This is a genomic window from Streptomyces sp. NPDC052225, from assembly GCF_040679615.1.
Lineage (GTDB): Bacteria > Actinomycetota > Actinomycetes > Streptomycetales > Streptomycetaceae > Streptomyces.
Genome location: NZ_JBFAVD010000001.1, coordinates 550,736 through 569,360 on the forward strand (window position 1 = coordinate 550,736; position 18,625 = coordinate 569,360).

Below are 18,625 nucleotides of genomic sequence, written 5' to 3' on the forward strand. Positions count from 1 at the left end.
GACGAACGCGCCACGTAAGAGGCGACCGGTCCCCGTCAGGGGCGCGGGCAACGGCGCGCCCAGCCACGACGGCGCGGCACGTTCGAGACGACCGGTCCCCGTCAGGGGCGCGGGGAACGGCGCGCCCAGCCACGACGAACGCGGCACGTTCGAGGCGACCGGTCCCCGTCAGGGGCGCGGGGAACTGCGCGAGCAACCACGACGAACGCGGCACGTACGAGACGACCGAACCCCCGCCCAGCCACAACCACCCCGCCCCACCCAACACCCCCCACCCTGGAGAAACCCACAAACCCCGCCCAGCCCCCCATTGGGAAGCCCGTACAAGAGCACCCCACCCCGCCGGATAGGCTGACCGCGTGAAGGTCCTCGTCATCGGCAGCGGCGCCCGCGAACACGCCCTGTGCCGCTCAATGTCCCTCGACCCCGACGTCACCGCCCTGCACTGCGCCCCAGGCAACGCAGGCATCGCCGAGGTCGCCGAGCTGCACCAGGTCGACGCCCTCGACGGCGCTGCGGTCACCGCACTCGCCCAGGAGCTGGCCGCCGACCTCGTCGTGGTCGGCCCCGAGGCGCCCCTGGTCGCCGGCGTCGCCGACGCGGTCCGCGCCGCGGGCATCCCCGTCTTCGGCCCGTCCGGCGAGGCCGCGCAGCTGGAGGGCTCCAAGGCGTTCGCCAAGGACGTCATGGCCGGCGCCGGCGTCCCCACCGCCCGGTCCTACGTGTGCACGACGCCCGCGGAGGTCGACGAGGCGCTGGACGCGTTCGGAGCCCCGTACGTCGTGAAGGACGACGGTCTCGCCGCCGGCAAGGGCGTCGTCGTGACCGACGACCTCGATGCGGCCCGCGCCCACGCCAACGCCTGCGACCGCGTCGTCATCGAGGAGTTCCTCGACGGCCCGGAGGTCTCGCTCTTCGCGATCACCGACGGCGAGACGGTCGTCCCGCTCCAGCCCGCCCAGGACTTCAAGCGCGCGCTCGACAACGACGAGGGCCCCAACACCGGCGGCATGGGCGCCTATTCGCCCCTTCCGTGGGCGGACCCGAAGCTGGTCCAGGAGGTCCTCGACACCGTCCTGCAGCCGACGGTCGACGAGATGCGCAAGCGCGGCACGACGTTCTCCGGGCTGCTGTACGCCGGTCTGGCCATCACCGGCCGCGGCGTACGCGTCATCGAGTTCAACGCCCGCTTCGGCGACCCCGAGACCCAGGTCGTCCTCGCCCGCCTGCGGACCCCGCTCGCCGGGATCCTGCTCGCGGCGGCGAACGGCACGCTCGCCGACCTCGAACCCCTGCGCTGGAGCGACGACGCGGCCGTCACCGTCGTCATCGCCTCGCACAACTACCCGGACACCCCGCGCACCGGCGACCCGATCACCGGGCTCGACGAGGTGGCCGCGCAGGATGCCCCGCACGCGTACGTCCTGCACGCGGGGACGAAGCGGGACGGCGCGGACGGCCCGGTGCTCAGCGCGGGCGGCCGCGTCCTGTCGGTCACGGCGACCGGCACCGATCTCACGCAGGCCCGCGAGCGCGCGTACACGGCGGTCGCCCGCATCGGTCTCGACGGCTCGCAGCACCGCACGGACATCGCCGCGAAGGCGGCCTCCGGCCGGTAACCCCGAGTAACCGTGATCAAGTGCCGGGCGGAAGTCACCCTCTCCCGCCCGGCACCGTCATGTCAGCCACCTTTGCCCAAAGCCATTCCATCGAGTGACCGCTGACCCATCCGGCTGACGACGCCCCGGAGCCCAACTATGGTGCGGCGCACGGGGTTAGGCACCGGACGGACCACCGGCATTGCGATGTCAGTGGCGGGTGCCACAGTGGGGGAGTGAGCAACGCCACCAGTGCCCCGCCGTGGACCCCGGTCCCCGGCCGGGCAGCAGGCACAGGCAGCAGGGGGTGACATCGGTCGTGTCCGGTATGGGTGCGGAGGTGGGTGCGCAGGCAGCGCGCTCCCGAGCCCTCGCCGTGCTGCGGATCCGCGGCAGGGCGACGGCTCTCGCTCTGCTGCCCGCGGCCGCGTCCGTGATCCTGCTGGCGGGCGGAGCCACCGGGCATCTGACGGGCGGCGGCTGGGACGTCGCGCGCGGTGTCGTGACCGTGCTCGCGGTGCTCGTGCTGCTCGCCGGGGCGGCCGTCGCCCTGGTCGTGGCGCGGGCCAGGCCCGCCGTCAGCCCCACCGTCCCGATCGCCGAGAGCACGGCACCGGACCTGTACCGCCTGGTCCGCGACCTGGCCGACCGGCTCGACGTGCCGGCGCCCTCGGCGATAGCGCTCACCCCGGACTGCGACAGCTGGCTGGAGGACCGGACCCACCCGGCCCACGGCCCGCCGCGCGAGACGAAGGGCTCCGGGGACCCCGCGGCTCCTGTCGCGCCGGTCCTGGTCATCGGCTCCCCGTTCCTGTGGTGGATGCGCGTGGGCGAGCTGCGCGCCGTCCTCGCCCCGGTCGTCGCCGGTACGGGACCGTCGGCGCACCCCGACATAGCCGCGGCCCGCCGCTTCGTGCGCGGGCTCGACGCCGCGGTGGCGGTCGCCGCCGCACCCGGCCGCGGGCCCCTGACCCGCACGGTGCTCGGTGGCATCGGCTGGGTCGCCCGACTGATGCTGAGCGGCTGCCGGGTGCACGCCGCCGAGATGGAGCGCGGGGTCGCCGCTGCCGCCGCGGAGCGCGCACAGGCTGTGGACTACGGCCTGAGGATCGTCGCGCAGGAGCAGGTCGGGCTCGCGTACGCGGGCTGGGACCGGCTGCTCACCCGGGTCGCGCTGCCGGCCTGGCGGATGGGCCGCTGGCCGTCCCGCCTGGACGCGGGCGTGGTCGCGGCGCTGACCGAGCTGTCCCGCCGCGACCGGCTCGCCGCGCAGAACGACGTGTTCGCGTCCCGCCTCGGTGAGCGCCCCGCCTGCGATCTCCTCGAGGAGCCCGGCACCATCGACGAGGCGACCTCCCTGCTCGCCGCCCGCCTGTTCCACGGCGGCCCCGCCGAGACCGGCCCCGACTGGGCGCCCGTCGACTGGCAGGAGTACCCGGACGAGGTCGTGGACCGCACCTGGCGCGCGGACGCGGCGCGGCTGCACCGGGTCCTGGACACCCTGGGCGTCCACAGCTCCCGCAAGACGGCAGCGGCCCCCGAGGGCCCGACCCTGGCCCGCGTCCTCGACCACCTCACGACGTCCTGGCCGGAAGAGCCCACCGCCGGGTCCACCCCCGCCCCCGCCGCCGTCCGCCCGGCGCCGGAAGCCGCAGCCGCCCCCGACGCCTCAGTCGACGACAACACCGACCTCGGCAGCGGTGACCTCGACAGCGACGACCTCGACAACAGCGACCTCGACAGCGACGACCTCGGCAGCGACGACGAGAGCGCCCTCGACCTGGACCTGGAAGCCCCCGCCCCCCGCCCCGAGGTCGACACCCTCTCCGCCGGGCTCAGCGCCGAGCTGGCCCGCGAGGAGAGCGCACGGCCCGCCCCGGCCCCGGTGGCGGTCGGCCAGGGCCCGGACGGCGCACTGTGGGACGAGGGCGCCCTGCCGCTGTTCCCGCTGCAACCGCCGCGCAGCGGGCGGGAGTTGCTGGCCGACCACGTCACGGCGATGGTGTGCTGCGCCGCGGTGGACACGGCAGGCGCCGCCCCGGGCCTCGACTGGCTGGACGGGCCCGCGCTGCTCATCGGCGGCGAGCGCGCCGCCGACCTGGGCCCGCGGGTGCTGAGCCTCGTCGAGGACGGCGACCCCGAGCCCCTCAAGGGCTGGCTCGCCCGCCTCGGCATCCGGCCCGAGAAGCCCGTACGGCTGGTGTGATCCGGGGACCCGGCAGCGCGCCGAAGATCCCCAACACCCGGAGGGCCGCGTTCCGTTCACGTCAATTCGCGACGAACGGTGACGGAGTGCGTGCGTAATGTGATGTGCTGGGACCGGTCGCGGACACATCATCCGTGAGCGAGGGCTCGGGGGAGCGAGGGAGGGGAGCAGTCATGGGGCCGGACAGGGCGGGGCACCCGGAGGACGCGGCACGGCGGGACGCCGGACCGCCCCGTGCCCGCACCCGCCGCTGGGAGTCCGGAGCGATGGCGCACGCGGTCGACGACCCGTTCGGACAGGGCCCGCTGCCCTGGCTGCGCGGCAGCGAGCACTATTTCGACGACACGGGCCAGGTCGTCCCCTGGTACGTGGACCACGTTGCGCAGCCCGGCGCCACCGGATCGATCCCGGCGCCCCGCACCAGCGGCCCGCGCACCGCGGACGACGTGCACCGCCAGATCAAGGGCTTCACGTCCACCGGCGCGGCCGCGCCCGGCGAGTCCATCGACTTCCACATCACGGTCGACCCGCCCCAGCAGTTCACCGTGGACGTCTACCGCATCGGTCACTACGGGGGCGACGGCGCCAGCAAGATCACGACGAGCCCGCGCCTGTCCGGCATCGTGCAGCCGCCCCCGCTCACCGCCGACCGCACGGTCTCCTGCCACCACTGGTGGCTGTCCTGGCGGCTCCAGATCCCGTCGTTCTGGAGCGTGGGGGCGTATGTCGCGGTTCTCACCACGGTCGACGGCTACCGCTCGCACGTCCCCTTCACGGTCCGCGACTCCCAGCCCGCCGACCTGCTCCTGCTGCTCCCGGACATCACCTGGCAGGCGTACAACCTCTACCCGGAGGACGGCCGCACCGGCGCCAGCCTCTACCACGCGTGGGACGAGGAGGGCCGCCTCCTGGGCGAGAGCGAGGCCGCGACGACGGTCTCCTTCGACCGCCCGTACGCGGGCGCGGGCCTGCCCCTGCACGTCGGCCACGCCTACGACTTCATCCGCTGGGCGGAGCGCTACGGCTACGACCTGGCGTACGCCGACACCCGCGATCTGCACGCGGGCCGCGTCGACCCGACCCGTTATCGCGGCCTGGTCTTCCCCGGCCACGACGAGTACTGGTCGGCGAACATGCGCCGGACGACGGAGCTGGCCCGCGAGTCCGGCACCTCGCTCGTCTTCCTCTCCGCCAACACCATGTACTGGCAGGTGGAGTTGGGCCCGTCCCCGTCCGGCGTCCCGGACCGCCTGCTGACCTGCCGCAAGCGCAGAGGCCCCGGGAAGCCGGCCCTGTGGCGGGAGATCGACAAGCCGGAGCAGCAGCTCCTGGGCATCCAGTACGCGGGCCGCGTCCCCGAGCCCCACCCCCTCATCGTGCGCAACGCGGACCACTGGCTGTGGGAGGCGACCGGCGCGCACGACGGGGACGAGATCGACGGACTGGTCGCCGGCGAGGCCGACCGCTACTTCCCGCGCACGGCCCTGCCCGACCACCGGGACCGCATCCTGCTCGCCCACTCCCCGTACCGGGACGGCGATCAGGCCCGCCGCCACCAGGAGACATCGTTGTACCGGGCGCCGTCCGGCGCGCTGGTCTTCGCGTCCGGGACGTTCGCGTGGTCCCCGGCCCTCGATCGCCCCGGGCACGTGGACCCCCGTATCCAGCGGGCGACGGCCAATCTCCTCGACCGCATCTGCAAACGAGACTGACCCCACAGCGGCCGAGCGGACCCCTGGCCAAAACCCGTCCCTCCGTACGGGAGAATCAGAGGTACTCGTACAGAACCACGGGGAGGCACCGTGTCCGGATTTGTCGAAAAGCCCGAGCCAGTTCAGGTTCCGGGCCTGGTCCATCTCCACACCGGCAAGGTGCGGGACCTGTACCAGAACGAGGCGGGCGACCTGATCATGGTCGCCAGTGACCGCATGTCGGCGTACGACTGGGTGCTGCCCACGCCCATCCCCGACAAGGGCAGGGTCCTCACCCAGCTCTCCCTGTGGTGGTTCGACCAGCTCCAGGACCTGATCCCGAACCATGTGATCTCCACGGACCTGCCGGCCGGCGCCCCCGCCGACTGGGCGGGCCGCACCACGGTCTGCAAGTCGCTCGACATGGTCCCGGTCGAGGCGGTGGCCCGCGGCTACCTGACCGGCTCGGGCCTCGTCGAGTACAACGCGTCGCGCACGGTCTGCGGCCTCGCCCTCCCCGAGGGCCTGGAGGACGGCTCCGAGCTGCCCGCCCCGATCTTCACGCCCGCGACGAAGGCGGAGGTCGGCGAGCACGACGAGAACGTGAGCTACGAGGAGGTGGCCCGCCAGGTCGGCGCGGACACCGCCGCCCAGCTGCGCCAGTCGACGCTCGCCGTCTACAGCCGCGCCCGGGACATCGCGCGCGAGCGCGGCATCATCCTGGCGGACACCAAGTTCGAGTTCGGTTTCGACAAGTCCGCGGAGGGCGAGCCCGTCCTGGTCCTCGCCGACGAGGTGCTCACCCCGGACTCCTCCCGCTTCTGGCCGGCCGACCAGTGGCAGCCGGGCCGCGCCCAGCCCAGCTACGACAAGCAGTTCGTCCGGGACTGGCTGACGGGTTCCTCCGGCTGGGACCGCACGAGCGAGCAGCCGCCGCCGGCCCTGCCGGACGACGTGGTCGAGGCGACGCGCGGCAAGTACATCGAGGCGTACGAGCTCCTGACCGGCCAGAGCTGGGAATGAGAGAAGGCCCCCGGTCCGTGGACCGGGGGCCTTCTTCGTGGAGCGAACGACGAGGTTCGAACTCGCGACCTCAACCTTGGCAAGGTTGCGCTCTACCAACTGAGCTACGTTCGCAGGCTTGCTCTCCCGGCCTTTCGGCCCGAAGCGCGACGCCAACTATACCCAACCTCGCTCCCGCGCGAGACGCACCGCCGTGTGCCGGTTCTCGGCCCCGAGCTTCGAGACGGCCGACGAGAGATAGTTCCGTACGGTCCCCTGCGACAGCGCCGCACGCTCGGCGATCTCGGCGACGGGCGCCCCGTCGGCGGCGAACTCCAGGACCTCGGCCTCGCGCGCGGTCAGCGGCGAGTCCCCGGCGGAGATCGCGTCGGCCGCCAACTCCGGGTCCACATAACGGTTTCCGGCGTGCACGGTCCGGATGATCTCGGCGAGCCGCTGCGCGCTCACCGTCTTCGGCACGAAGCCGCGCACCCCGGCGGCGAGCGCCCGCTTCAGATGGCCGGGACGCCCGTGGCTGGTCACGATCATGGTCCGGCAGCCGGGGAGCTCGTCGCGCAGTGCTGTGGCCACACTCACACCGTCGGCGCCCGGCATCTGCAGATCGAGCACGGCGACGTCCGGCCGGTGCGCCCGCGCCATGGCCAGCGCCTCGGGCCCGCTCGCGGCCTCGGCGACCACGACCAGGTCGTCCTCCAGGCCGAGCAGCGCGGCCAGCGCGCCCCGGATCAGATGCTCGTCGTCGGCGAGCAGAATCCGCAGCCCCATCAGTCGCTCCCCTGTCCCGCGCCCGCCAAGGGCGCCATGCCCGTCGCGGCCGTCATGGCCGTCACCGGCACGGCGGCCGCCACCCGGAACACGTCCTCACCCGTCACTCCCGCCTCCAAGGTCCCGCCCACCGCGGTCAGTCGTTCCCGCAGCCCCGCGAGCCCTGTGCCCTGGGCGCCGCTCCCGGCCGCCGCCCCGGCGCCGTCGTTCTCCACGGTCAGGGTGACGCCGTCCGCGCCGCAGGCCAGCTCCACCCGGCAGGACGTGGCGTCCCCGTGCCGCAGCACGTTCGTCGTGGCCTCGCGCACCACCCAGCCGAGCGCCGACTGCACCTCGCCCGGCAGCCCGGCCGCCGAACCCGTCACCGCGCACTCGATCCCGGCCGCGCTCAACACGCCCTGCGCACCGGCGAGTTCGGCCCCGAGATCGGCCTCGCGGTAGCCCCGTACGACGGCACGCACCTCCTTCTGCGACTCCTGCGCGATGCGCTGCACCTCGACCATCTGCGCCACGGCGTCCTCGGTCCGCCCGCGCCGCGCGAGCTGCACGGCCAACTCGCTCTTGAGGGCGACGACGGCCAGGTTGCGGCCCATCACGTCGTGCAGGTCGCGGCCGAACCGCAGCCGCTCCTCGGCGACGGCGAGCCGGGCCTCGACCTCGCGGGCGCGCTCGGACTCCCACATGACGGAGAGGTTCCAGGCGCTGCACCGCGCGGTCAGCAGCTCCAGCGGGACCGTGAGCGCCAACACCACGGCGGTGGCCACGAGTTGGCCCGATTCCGCGCCGACGGCGGCGAACAGGGCGAGCGCCGCCGCCACGGCCGCGGCGCTGCGCTTGAGGAAGGCGCGGGTCGGCACGGTCAGGACGTAGGCGCAGCCGAACGGCATCGGCGCGAACAGCAGCGGCAGCACGATCAGGCCGTCCTCGACGCTGTCGGTCGCCATGAGCGCGGCGATCAGGCCGATGGCCACGGCGGTGAGCCCGGCCGCCGTGCGGGTCAGGGCGCGCGGCACCGTGCCGCGTCCCAGGTACTGGTCGAGCGCATCCGAGGTGTGGACGTGCGCGACGGCGCACTGCACCACGTTCACCACCGCGAGGGCGATACCGAGCCCCAGCGAGGCCCCGTCGTGGCGCAGCGTCCCGGCGAGCGTCGGACCCGACCAGGCCGCGAAGTACAGCCAGGTGACCGACCGCAGCATGAACCGGCTCTGCCACTCGACCCGCTCGACCTTGCTCCGGTCGCGCCAGCGAATCCGCACGTCAGCCCCTTCCGAGACAGGCTCTCAACGCCGCGGCTCCCAGCGGAACCACCGACGTACAGCAAACACCGCCACGACGAGCCAGGCCACCGCCGTGACCACGGCGCCGAGCGCCTCACCGCCGCTCATCTCCCCGCTCCAGCCGCCCCGGATCAGCGTGAGCGCCGCCGTCAGCGGCAGCAGCTCGCACACCGACGCGAGCCTGTCGGGCATGACCTCCAGCGGCACGAAGGCCCCGGAGCCGAACATCGTGACGAGCAGCATCGGCATCGACGCGACCTGCGCGCTCTCCACACTGCGACTGAACACGGTCGTCAGCGCCGCGAGCGCCACACACAGCGGCACACCCAGCACCAGCCCCAGCACGGCGAGGTGAGGGGCCTCGGGCGCCCCGGCGTCGAGCACCGCCGCGCACGCCGCCGCCAGCGCGACGCACTGCAACAGCCCGATGGCGACGGACGGCAGCGCCGCCCCCGCGAGGATCTCCGCGTCCCGCAGCTCCCCGGTCCGCAGCCGCTTCAGTACGAGCTCCTCGCGCCGCGCCGCGTACACGCTGACCAGCGCCCCGTACACGGCGAAGAGCAGCGAGAACCCCATCGCCGAGGAGAGCACGACGGTGCCCACGTCGAGCCCGGTCCCCTTCAGCCGCTCCTCGTCGAGCGACGCGCTCAGGCTGAACGGCATCACCAGCGGCACGAACAGGGCGCTGAACAGCACGCCCTTGCTCCGCCCGAGCAGCGTCAACTCGGCCCGCGCGAGCGCCCGCAGCCGCCCGGAGGGCCGGGTGACGGTCACCGTCGCCGCACTTGCGCTCATGCCGCCATCTCCTTCGTCCCCGTACGTGCGCCGGGCTCGGCGCCCGTCCCCTTCGCGTCCTGCGCGATCCGCAGGAACGCCTCCTCCAGCGACGCGCCCCGCACGTCGAGCCGCCGCAGTTCGACGCCCGTGTCCCGCGCCCAGACGAGCACCCCGGTCGCGGCCCGCTGGAGCGCGTCGGTCCGCAGCCGCACCAGGCGCCCCTCGACCTCGTGCGCGGTGACGCCGAGCGCGTCGAGCGGCGGCAGATCGCCGACGAAGTACCCCTCGGGCAGTTCGAAGGAGATGTGCGAGGGCTGGGCGGCGACGACCTCGTCGACGCGTCCCTCGGCGGCGATGCGCCCCTCGTGCAGGATCGCGAGCCGGTCGGCGAGCTCCTCGGCCTCTTCGAGGTAGTGCGTGGTCAGCAGCACGGTGGTGCCCTCGGCGCGCAGCCGGCGCACCAACTCCCAGGTGTCGCGCCGCCCTTCGGCGTCGAGCCCGGTGGTCGGCTCGTCGAGGAAGAGCACCTCGGGCCGCCCGAGCAGCGCGAGCGCGAGATCGAGCCGCCGCTTCTCGCCGCCGGACAGCTGCTTGACCCGCACCTTCCCGCGCCGGCTGAGCCCCACGGCCTCCAACGCCTCACCGACAGGCCGCGCACCGCTGGTGCACCCGGCCCACATCCGTACGGTCTCGGCGACGGTCAGTTCGCCGGGGAATCCGCCGTCCTGGAGCATCACGCCGATCCGCGGCCGCACCTGGTCCCGTTCGGTGAGCGGGTCGTGCCCGAGCACCCGCACCTGTCCGCCGGCCGGTGCCGCGAGCCCTTCGATGAGTTCGACGGTGGAGGTCTTTCCCGCGCCGTTCGTGCCGAGGAGGGCGAAGAGTTCGCCGCGGCCCACGGAGAAGGTCACTCCGCGCACCGCATCGAACGATCCCCGTGTGCCGTCCCCGTACACCCGGCGCAGATCGGTGACATCGATCACGCGCTCGTTGCTGGTCATGTCTTCAGCGTTCCGTGCGCCGGGGAGGCCCGGCAGTGCGCGCTGTCACCGGCCCGCATGACAAATGTCAGAAGCCCGCCGTACGCGTCGAGGCATGCGAAAAGCCCCGGATCCTGGTGGATCCGGGGCTTCCCGAACTGGAGCGAACGACGAGGTTCGAACTCGCGACCTCAACCTTGGCAAGGTTGCGCTCTACCAACTGAGCTACGTTCGCACTGCCTCCGGCCAGCTCTCACTGGACGGCGCGAGCACCAGCCTACCGCACCCATCAGGGTGACCGGTACGCGATGCAGAGCGGGTGACAGGAATTGCACACTGCGCCTTCCCCCTGGAAGGGGGATGTTCTGCTACTGAACTACACCCGCATGTACTCCGTGAGGTCCGGCCCTGCGGCCTTGCCCCTCGGCGTGCTCCAGACTTTAGCCGACCGGCGGGGGTGCAACGCAAGTCGGTTGTGCCGAGGGGCTCCTGACGGCCGGCGCCGTCGGGCGGCCGGCGGTCAGTTGGCCTCGGCGAACGCCTCGTAGACCCGCTTCGGGATCCGGCCGCGCGGCGGTACGTCGAAGTGGTGCGAGCGGGCCCAGGCGCGCACGGCGGCCGGGTCGGGGCTCACGTCCGTGTGCTTGAAGACCTTGCCGGTCCTGCTGGACCGCTTCCGTCCTGCCTCCAGGTACGGGGCCAGGGTCTTGCGGAGCTTTTTGGCATTGGCTTGATTGAGGTCGATCTCGTACGACCTGCCGTCGAGACCGAAGACGACCGTTTCCGCCGCTTCTCCGCCGTCGATGTCGTCAAAGAGAGTGACCACGACACGCTGCGCCACGAATATCGGTCCCTTCGTCCGGCATCCCCGCTTTGACGTGCGGAGATGTCGACAGTCCAGCAGTTGTCCTGCGGTTGGTAATTCCTTTTTACCCTGTCCGGCATTGCGCTGGGAAGACCAGTTAAAAACCTCCGCGTGTCTGCCGTCCTGGTTATCCCGGGTCTTTCCCTTAATTTTCCGTGCGGATCCGATGTCGTTGCCGTAACGTGATCCGGCTCTCGTAGCTTCCTACTGTCTACGCGAGTAGAAGATTTGGGCAGGTACGCTGAACGGACCTGCTCAGCACCACACACCGGGAGTGCCAGTGGCACGCGTCGTAGTCGACGTCATGCTCAAGCCGGAGATCCTCGACCCCCAGGGCCAGGCGGTGCAGCGTGCGCTGCCGCGCCTCGGTTTCGACGGCATCTCCGACGTACGTCAGGGAAAGCGTTTCGAGCTCGAAGTGGACGGCCCCGTGGATGACGCCGCCCTCGCGCGTATCCACGAGCTCGCGGAAAGCTTCCTCGCCAACACCGTGATCGAGAACTTCACCGTGAAGATCGAAGAAGCCGCGGAGTCCGCGGTCGGAGCCGAAAAGTGACCGCTCGTATTGGCGTCGTCACCTTTCCCGGTTCCCTCGACGACCGTGACACCCAGCGCGCGATCCGCCTCGCCGGTGCGGAGCCCGTCGCTCTCTGGCACAAGGACAAGGATCTGAAGCAGGTCGACGCGGTCGTCCTGCCGGGCGGTTTCTCCTACGGCGATTACCTTCGCGCGGGCGCCATTTCGCGCTTCTCGCCGGTCATGGAGACGCTCATCGACCAGGCGAGGGCGGGCCTGCCCGTCCTCGGCATCTGCAACGGGTTCCAGGTCCTCACCGAGGCCCATCTGCTCCCCGGCGGCATGCTCGGCAACGACCACCTGCACTTCATCTGCCGCGACCAGAAGCTGCGGGTGGAGAACGCGGACACCGCCTGGACGTCCGACTACGAGGCGGGCCAGGAGATCCACATCCCGCTGAAGAACATGGACGGGCGCTACGTCGCCGACTCGTACACGCTCGACAAGCTGGAGGCCGAGGGCCGGGTCGCGTTCCGCTACGTCGACTTCAACCCGAACGGCTCGCTCCGTGACATCGCCGGCATCACGAACGAGGCGGGCAACGTCGTCGGTCTGATGCCGCACCCGGAGCACGCCGTCGAGCCCCTCATCGGGACGGGCCGCACCGACGGCCTCCCCTTCTTCACCTCGATCCTCAAGAAGCTGGTCGCCGCCTCATGAGCCTCGACACCGTAGAGAACGCGAGCAAGACCCCCGACGTCGAGCTCCCCTGGGCCGAACTCGGCCTGAAGAAGGACGAGTACGAGAGGGTCGTCGAGATCCTCGGGCGCCGGCCCACCGGCGCCGAGCTCGCCATGTACTCGGTCATGTGGTCCGAGCACTGCTCGTACAAGTCGTCCAAGGTGCACCTGCGCCAGTTCGGCGAGAAGGCCCCTCAGTCCGACGCCATGCTCGTCGGCATCGGCGAGAACGCGGGCGTCGTGGACGTCGGCCAGGGCTACGCCGTCACCTTCAAGGTGGAGTCGCACAACCACCCCTCCTACGTGGAGCCCTACCAGGGCGCTGCCACGGGCGTGGGCGGCATCGTGCGCGACATCATCGCGATGGGCGCGCGCCCGGTCGCCGTCGTGGACCCGCTGCGCTTCGGCGCCGCCGACCACCCCGACACCAAGCGCGTGCTGCCCGGCGTCGTCGCCGGCATCGGCGGCTACGGCAACTGCCTGGGCCTGCCGAACATCGGCGGCGAGGTCGTCTTCGACGCCTGCTACCAGGGCAACCCGCTGGTCAACGCCGGTGCCATCGGCGTCATGCGGCACGAGGACATCCACCTCGCGAAGGCGTCGGGCGCGGGCAACAAGGTCATCATGTACGGCGCCCGCACGGGCGGCGACGGCATCGGTGGCGCCTCGATCCTGGCCTCGGAGACCTTCGACGACGCGAAGCCGTCGAAGCGTCCCGCCGTCCAGGTCGGCGACCCGTTCCAGGAGAAGCTCCTCATCGAGTGCACCCTGGAGGCGTTCGCCGAGAAGCTCGTCGTCGGCATCCAGGACCTGGGCGCCGCCGGCATCTCCTGCGCCACCTCCGAGCTGGCGTCCAACGGCTCGGGCGGTATGCGCGTCGAGCTGGACGACGTACCGCTGCGCGACTCCACGCTCTCGCCCGAGGAGATCCTCATGAGCGAGTCGCAGGAGCGCATGTGCGCCGTCGTCGAGCCCTCGAAGGTCGACCGTTTCCTGGAGATCTGCGAGAAGTGGGACGTCATCGCCACCGTCATCGGTGAGGTGACCGACGGCGACCGCCTGGAGATCTTCTGGCACGGCGAGAAGATCGTCGACGTCGACCCGCGCACGGTCGCGCACGACGGTCCGGTCTACGAGCGTCCGCTGGCCCGCCCCGAGTGGCAGGACGCGCTCCAGGCCGACGACGCGGGCAAGCTGCCGCGGCCCTCGTCGGGCGACGAGCTGAAGCAGCAGGTCCTCGCCCTCGTCTCGTCGCCGAACCAGGCGTCGAAGAAGTGGATCACCTCGCAGTACGACCACTTCGTGCAGGGCAACACGGTCCTCGCGCAGCCCGAGGACTCGGGCATGATCCGCATCGACGAGGAGTCCGGTCTCGGCGTCGCCATCGCGACGGACGGCAACGGCCGCTTCGCGAAGCTCGACCCGTACACGGGCGCGCAGCTCGCGCTCGCGGAGGCGTACCGCAATGTCGCCACGACGGGTGCCAAGCCCCTCGCGGTCTCCGACTGCCTGAACTTCGGTTCGCCCGAGGACCCGGCCGTCATGTGGCAGTTCTCGGAGGCCGTGCGCGGTCTCGCCGACGGCTGCCTCCAGCTCGGCACCCCGGTCACCGGCGGCAACGTCTCGCTGTACAACCAGACCGGCGAGGCGGCGATCCACCCGACGCCCGTCGTCGCGGTCCTCGGCGTCATCGACGACGTGGCCCGGCGCACCCCGGCAGCCTTCAAGGAAGAGGGCCAGCTCCTCTACCTGCTCGGTGACACCCGCGAGGAGTTCGGCGGTTCGGCCTGGTCGCAGGTGATCCACGACCACCTCGGCGGGCTGCCCCCGAAGGTCGACCTGGAGCGCGAGCGCCTGCTCGGCGAGATCCTCATCGCGGCCTCCCGCGACGGCATGATCGACGCCGCGCACGACCTGTCCGACGGCGGTCTGATCCAGGCCGTGGTCGAGTCCTCGCTGCTCGGCGGCAAGGGCGCCCGCCTGGTCGTCCCGGACGGCCTGGACGCGTTCACGTTCCTCTTCTCCGAGTCGGCGGGCCGCGCGGTCGTCGCCGTCCCCCGCAGCGAGGAACTCCGCTTCACCGACATGTGCGGCGCCCGGGGCCTCCCGGTCACCCGCATCGGTGTCGTGGACGGCGACGCCGTGGACGTCCAGGGCGAGTTCGCCCTCTCCCTGGACGAGCTGCGCGAGGCGCACGAGAACACGATCCCGGCGCTGCTGGCCTGACCCGCGCTCAGGCCCGTACGGGCTGCGCATACGAAGCCTCCGTCCGCTCCACCGCGGACGGGGGCTTCGGCAGTCGTGTGGCCAGCGCGGCGCCGACCAGCATCAGCGCGGCCCCGCACCAGAACACGATGTCCGTGGCGTGCACGAAGTCCCTTACGGCGAGGGCGTGTCGGGCGCCGTGGAGGGCCGGGATCGCACTGACGTCGCCGTCGATGAGGCGGAAGAGGACGGTGCCGAACAGGGCCGCGCCCAGGGCGTTGCCGAGGGTCTGGAAGAAGCGGATGCTCGTCGTGGCGACGCCGAGGAGCGGGCGCGGGGCCGCGTTCTGCACCAACTGGATGAGCTGGCCGATGAGCTGGCCGAAGCCGACGCCGGCGAGCAGGAGTTCCGCGCGGATCAGCCAGAGGTTCGTGTCCGGGGTGATCGTCGTCGCGAAGAGGACGAACGTGGCCGTCATCGTGAGCGTGCCGCTGATCGTGAAGGTGCGGGCCGAGGCGCGCAGCCGGCCCACGACGATCCCGACGGCCGTCATGCCGACCGCCATGGGGATCAGGTACAGGCCCGCCGCCGAGCTCGACAGGCCACGGGCGACCTGGAGATAGACCAGCACGTAGTAGATCGCGCACATCATCGCGGCGCCCGTGATGCCCTGCACCACGAAGCCCCAGCGCAGTTCGGGGACGCGGAAGAGGGAGAGCGGCAGGACCGGTTCGGCGGCGCGCTTCTGGCGCCACAGGAACAGGGCGACGCCGAGCGCCGCCGCGCACAGCAGGCCGATGATCTGCGGTGACGACCAGGCGTACTTCTTGCCGCCCCAGTCCGTCGCAAGGAGCAGCGCGGTGGAGAAGGCGGCGGCCAGGCCCGCGCCCGCCCAGTCCAGGGGGCGGCGCACCGGGTGGTCGGGGAGCTTGAGGACCAGCGCGCCGGCGACGAGGACCGCGAGGCCGAGCGGCAGGTTCACGTAGAAGATCCAGCGCCAGCTCGCGTGGTCCGTGAGGAAGCCGCCGAGCCAGGGGCCGAGCGCCATGCCGCCGCCGGCGACGATGCCGCCGATCCCGCCCGAGCCGCCGCCCTTCTCCTCGTCCGGGTCCTTGAGGTGGGCCATCACCACCATCGTGATGCTCATCAGTCCGCCGCCGCCCAGGCCCTGCACGGCGCGGGCCGCGATCAGCTGGCCCATCGACTGGGCGAGGCCGCACAGCGCCGAGCCCAGCAGGAACGTGGCGACCGCGCCGAGGAAGACGCGCTTCGCGCCGAGGGTGTCGCACAGCTTGCCGTACAGCGGCAGCATCGCGGCCGAGGCGAGCGCGAACGCGCTGATCAGCCACGGGAACTGGTCGATGCCGTGCACCGGGTCGAGGTCGCTGACGATCGGCACGGTCGCCGCCGAGACGATCTGCAGGTCGAGGACGGCCAGGACGATCGTGAAGAGGCAGACGAACATGCCGATCTTGCGTTGCGTCGGAGTCATCATGCGCAGCACTGTGCCCGAGAAAATGTACCGGGTCAATCTTTCGGTCTGGATTAAAGTTTTTCCGAGCCGAAAAATCGTCCGGACCTAAACTTCGCCTTGGTACGGTGACGTCATGGCTGGAGAAGGGGCCGCCCCCGGGCTGCGCGAGCGCAAGAAGAAGCAGACGGCGATCAAGGTCTGGCGCACGGCCGTCGACCTGTTCCTCGAGCACGGCTACGACGAGGTCTCCGTCGCGCAGATCGCGGAGGCCGCCGAGGTCTCGAAGATGACCGTCTTCAACTACTTCAAGACCAAGGAAGACCTCCTCATGGGCCCCATGGAGGAGCACGTCGAGGACCTCGCCCGGGCCATCGAGCAGCGCGCGCCCGGCGCCTCCGCTCTCGACGCGACCCGCGCGATGTTCCTGCGCAAGGTCGCCGAGCGGGACCCGTCGGTCGGCCTGAGCGTCGACGGCAACGAACTGGCGCTGATCCAGCTCATCAACCGCACACCGGCGTTGGCCCGCCGCGCCCTGCTCTGGTCGGTGCGCAGTGAGCGGCTCGCCGCCGAGGTGCTCGCCGCCGAGACCGGCGACCCGCTGCTCGCGGCCGTCGCCGCGGCCCAGCTGACCGGCGTGGTCAGCGCCCTGATGAACGAGCACCACCGGCGGATCCTCGCCGGTGAGACCCCCGACGCCGTCGCCGCGGACGCCGAGGAGCGCGTCGAGCGGGCGTTCGCCCTGGTGGAAAAGGGTCTGAACGACTTCGCGGTACGGGCGTAGGGTCGCGGCCATGGCCCCGTCCACGTCACCCACGTCACCGTCGTCCAGAGCGTCCAGGAAGCGCCCGCGTTCCTACGACGCGGAGCAGCTGCGGACCGCAGTCCTGGCCCAGTTCGCCGCCGTCCGCGAGGCCGTCGAGGGCCTCACGGACGGGCAGCTCGCCGCCCCGACCCGGCTCGGCGACTGGACCGTACGCGACCTCGCCGCGCACTTCACCATGGCCGTCGGCATGCTGCCCCGCGGCCTCGCCCAGCCGGCCCCGCCCAAGACCGACCTGGCGCTCCTCGACTATCCGGCCCTGGTCGCGCCCGCCGCCCCGGCGGTCGCCGTCGCCGTACAGGAGCTGTCGGACAGCGCACCGCTGAGCGAGCTGTACGCGAACGTCCAGGCGGGACTCGACAGATATCTGACCGCCGGAATCGACGGCGAGCGGCCCGTCGCGCACCGGGTCGGGACGATGAGCCTCACCCACGTCCTGGTCACCCGGGCCGTCGAACTCGCGGTCCACACCGACGACTTGAACGACGCGGTGCCCGGCCTCGACCTGCCCGTCGAGCGCCGGCTGCTCGCCGCGGCGACCCGCTTCCTCGCCGACGCCCTCGCCGCGAAGGCGCCCGGCGCGTCCACCGAGGTCCGCATCCCGCCCTTCGCCGTCGTCCAGTGCATCGAAGGCCCCCGGCACACCCGCGGCACCCCGCCGAGCGTGGTGGAGACGGACCCGCTGACCTGGGTCCGTCTCGCGACAGGGCGTACGGGATGGAAGGCGGCGCTCGACGACGCGCTCGTCAGCGCCAGCGGTGAACGGGCCGACCTGGAAGGCCTGTTGCCGATCATGGCGTGAAGCGGGCGGCGGGGCGCGGCCCGCAGGGAACCGATCGTGGGGGGCGCCCCGTCCCATCGGCATGTTCACGCAACGCAGCACCCGCGCCCTGTTCGCCGCCGCCCTGCCCCTGGCCGCCCTCGTCACCGTCACGGCCTGCGGGAACGAGAAGGCCCCGGGCTCGGTGAAGGTCGGGGGAGCGCCGGTCACCGGGGTCCACTGGACGGTGGAGAGCGTGACGGTGAACGGGACGACGACGAAGGCGCCGGGCGGCGCGTACCTGGAGTTCGTCTCGGACGAGCGCGTGCGCGGCAACTACGGCTGCAACCACTTCGACGCCGAGGCCCAGGTCACCGCCGACACCGTCGACCTGGGCAAGTCCGACACCACGCTGATGCTCTGCGAGGACAAGGACCAGCGCGCCTTCGAGAAGACCCTCGCCCGCGCCCTCGCCGACAAGAACACCATCAAGGCCGAGGGAGCCAAGCACGACCGCCTCCTGCTCACCCGCCCGAACGGCGACACCGTCACCCTCGCCGAGCGGCGCGACGCCGAGCTCGTCGGCACGACCTGGACCGTCACCGGCCTCACCTCCGACGGCGTCGCCCAGTCCCTGCCGAAGGCCGCCCAGGACAGGGCCCGGCTCGTCTTCGGCAAGGACGGCCGGGTCAGCGCCCGCCTCGGCTGCAACAGCGGCGGCGCCAAGGCCACCGTCAAGGACGGCCACATCACCTTCGGCCGGCTCGTCACCACCAAGATGGGCTGCTTCGGAGCGGCCGCCGACATCGAGAGGACGATGCGCAACGTCCTCGACGGCAAGGCGAGTTACGCCATCCAGGGCGACTCCCTCACCCTGAAGACGCCGGACGGCACGGGCATCGGCCTCACCGCCCGGAAGTGACGC

The 18,625-nt window shown here is 71.9% G+C and carries 16 protein-coding genes and 3 tRNA genes; 10 read left to right on the top strand and 9 right to left on the bottom strand.

What is annotated here, in order from left to right; all coding sequences use genetic code 11:
- The first annotated feature begins 359 nt into the window (after window positions 1-359).
- From purD to AB0L37_RS02750, 4 genes are all read left to right on the top strand, one after another.
- A complete protein-coding gene (gene purD / locus AB0L37_RS02735; RefSeq protein ID WP_365498984.1) occupies window positions 360-1,619 on the top strand; it encodes a phosphoribosylamine--glycine ligase in 1,260 nt (419 codons plus the stop codon).
- Window positions 1,620-1,926: 307 nt separating this feature from the next.
- The gene (locus tag AB0L37_RS02740; protein WP_365499189.1) at window positions 1,927-3,804 is read left to right on the top strand and encodes a hypothetical protein; all 1,878 of its coding nucleotides are present in this window, start codon (window positions 1,927-1,929) and stop codon (window positions 3,802-3,804) included.
- A 266-nt stretch (window positions 3,805-4,070) separates the two neighbouring features.
- Entirely contained in the window at window positions 4,071-5,516 is a 1,446-nt protein-coding gene (locus AB0L37_RS02745; protein WP_365499192.1) for a N,N-dimethylformamidase beta subunit family domain-containing protein, read from the top strand.
- A gap of 90 nt (window positions 5,517-5,606) precedes the next feature.
- Window positions 5,607-6,518, top strand: coding sequence for a phosphoribosylaminoimidazolesuccinocarboxamide synthase (locus AB0L37_RS02750; protein ID WP_365498987.1), 912 nt, complete (start codon window positions 5,607-5,609; stop codon window positions 6,516-6,518).
- A gap of 38 nt (window positions 6,519-6,556) precedes the next feature.
- Here AB0L37_RS02750 and AB0L37_RS02755 read toward each other — a convergent pair.
- From AB0L37_RS02755 to AB0L37_RS02790, 8 genes are all read right to left on the bottom strand, one after another.
- Window positions 6,557-6,632, bottom strand: a tRNA-Gly gene (locus tag AB0L37_RS02755).
- A gap of 42 nt (window positions 6,633-6,674) precedes the next feature.
- Window positions 6,675-7,283, bottom strand: a complete 609-nt coding sequence (locus AB0L37_RS02760) for a response regulator transcription factor (RefSeq protein ID WP_365498989.1) — start codon at window positions 7,281-7,283, stop codon at window positions 6,675-6,677.
- Complete coding sequence (locus AB0L37_RS02765) at window positions 7,283-8,542, bottom strand: histidine kinase (protein WP_365498992.1); 1,260 nt, start codon at window positions 8,540-8,542, stop codon at window positions 7,283-7,285. Before AB0L37_RS02765 ends, AB0L37_RS02760 begins: the two co-directional genes overlap by 1 nt.
- A 24-nt stretch (window positions 8,543-8,566) precedes the next feature.
- Window positions 8,567-9,358, bottom strand: coding sequence for an ABC transporter permease (locus AB0L37_RS02770; protein WP_365498995.1), 792 nt, complete (start codon window positions 9,356-9,358; stop codon window positions 8,567-8,569).
- Window positions 9,355-10,341, bottom strand: a complete 987-nt coding sequence (locus AB0L37_RS02775) for an ABC transporter ATP-binding protein (RefSeq protein ID WP_365498998.1) — start codon at window positions 10,339-10,341, stop codon at window positions 9,355-9,357. The genes AB0L37_RS02770 and AB0L37_RS02775 overlap by 4 nt, the downstream gene beginning before the upstream one ends.
- A gap of 138 nt (window positions 10,342-10,479) precedes the next feature.
- A tRNA-Gly gene (locus AB0L37_RS02780) sits at window positions 10,480-10,555 on the bottom strand.
- Between the two features lie 79 nt (window positions 10,556-10,634).
- Window positions 10,635-10,706 (bottom strand) — tRNA-Gly (locus tag AB0L37_RS02785).
- A 134-nt stretch (window positions 10,707-10,840) separates the two neighbouring features.
- Complete coding sequence (locus tag AB0L37_RS02790; protein WP_365499001.1) at window positions 10,841-11,161, bottom strand: Lsr2 family protein; 321 nt, start codon at window positions 11,159-11,161, stop codon at window positions 10,841-10,843.
- A 304-nt stretch (window positions 11,162-11,465) separates the two neighbouring features.
- Between AB0L37_RS02790 and purS the strand changes: the two genes are divergently transcribed.
- The 3 genes from purS to purL are packed head-to-tail and all read left to right on the top strand — an operon-like array spanning window position 11,466 to window position 14,667.
- Entirely contained in the window at window positions 11,466-11,741 is a 276-nt protein-coding gene (gene purS, locus AB0L37_RS02795; protein WP_365499004.1) for a phosphoribosylformylglycinamidine synthase subunit PurS, read from the top strand.
- Window positions 11,738-12,421 (top strand): phosphoribosylformylglycinamidine synthase subunit PurQ, encoded by a 684-nt coding sequence (gene purQ / locus AB0L37_RS02800; protein ID WP_365499007.1) that lies wholly within the window; start codon window positions 11,738-11,740, stop codon window positions 12,419-12,421. Before purS ends, purQ begins: the two co-directional genes overlap by 4 nt.
- Window positions 12,418-14,667, top strand: coding sequence for a phosphoribosylformylglycinamidine synthase subunit PurL (purL, locus tag AB0L37_RS02805; RefSeq protein WP_365499010.1), 2,250 nt, complete (start codon window positions 12,418-12,420; stop codon window positions 14,665-14,667). Before purQ ends, purL begins: the two co-directional genes overlap by 4 nt.
- A 7-nt stretch (window positions 14,668-14,674) precedes the next feature.
- Here purL and AB0L37_RS02810 read toward each other — a convergent pair whose 3' ends face one another.
- Window positions 14,675-16,138, bottom strand: coding sequence for an MFS transporter (locus tag AB0L37_RS02810; RefSeq protein ID WP_365499194.1), 1,464 nt, complete (start codon window positions 16,136-16,138; stop codon window positions 14,675-14,677).
- Between the two features lie 115 nt (window positions 16,139-16,253).
- Here AB0L37_RS02810 and AB0L37_RS02815 point away from each other — a divergent pair, with 115 nt between their 5' ends.
- The 3 genes from AB0L37_RS02815 (at window position 16,254) to AB0L37_RS02825 (ending at window position 18,622) form a co-directional block, all read left to right on the top strand.
- The gene (locus tag AB0L37_RS02815; RefSeq protein WP_365499013.1) at window positions 16,254-16,901 is read left to right on the top strand and encodes a TetR/AcrR family transcriptional regulator; all 648 of its coding nucleotides are present in this window, start codon (window positions 16,254-16,256) and stop codon (window positions 16,899-16,901) included.
- Between the two features lie 10 nt (window positions 16,902-16,911).
- Window positions 16,912-17,742, top strand: coding sequence for a sterol carrier family protein (locus AB0L37_RS02820; RefSeq protein ID WP_365499016.1), 831 nt, complete (start codon window positions 16,912-16,914; stop codon window positions 17,740-17,742).
- A gap of 61 nt (window positions 17,743-17,803) precedes the next feature.
- On the top strand, window positions 17,804-18,622 hold the full coding sequence (locus tag AB0L37_RS02825) for an META domain-containing protein (RefSeq protein ID WP_365499019.1): 819 nt from the start codon (window positions 17,804-17,806) through the stop codon (window positions 18,620-18,622).
- Window positions 18,623-18,625: the final 3 nt, after the last annotated feature.

Bases quoted from the DNA above. Each gene is read 5' to 3' on its own strand.
- AB0L37_RS02740 (WP_365499189.1), top strand. From the start codon at position 1,927: ATGGGTGCGGAGGTGGGTGCGCAGGCAGCGCGCTCCCGAGCCCTCGCC.
- AB0L37_RS02745 (WP_365499192.1), top strand. From the start codon at position 4,071: ATGGCGCACGCGGTCGACGACCCGTTCGGACAGGGCCCGCTGCCCTGG.
- AB0L37_RS02760 (WP_365498989.1), bottom strand. From the start codon at position 7,283: ATGGGGCTGCGGATTCTGCTCGCCGACGACGAGCATCTGATCCGGGGC.
- AB0L37_RS02770 (WP_365498995.1), bottom strand. From the start codon at position 9,358: ATGAGCGCAAGTGCGGCGACGGTGACCGTCACCCGGCCCTCCGGGCGG.
- AB0L37_RS02775 (WP_365498998.1), bottom strand. From the start codon at position 10,341: ATGACCAGCAACGAGCGCGTGATCGATGTCACCGATCTGCGCCGGGTG.
- purL (WP_365499010.1), top strand. From the start codon at position 12,418: ATGAGCCTCGACACCGTAGAGAACGCGAGCAAGACCCCCGACGTCGAG.
- AB0L37_RS02810 (WP_365499194.1), bottom strand. From the start codon at position 16,138: ATGACTCCGACGCAACGCAAGATCGGCATGTTCGTCTGCCTCTTCACG.
- AB0L37_RS02815 (WP_365499013.1), top strand. From the start codon at position 16,254: ATGGCTGGAGAAGGGGCCGCCCCCGGGCTGCGCGAGCGCAAGAAGAAG.
- AB0L37_RS02820 (WP_365499016.1), top strand. From the start codon at position 16,912: ATGGCCCCGTCCACGTCACCCACGTCACCGTCGTCCAGAGCGTCCAGG.
- AB0L37_RS02825 (WP_365499019.1), top strand. From the start codon at position 17,804: ATGTTCACGCAACGCAGCACCCGCGCCCTGTTCGCCGCCGCCCTGCCC.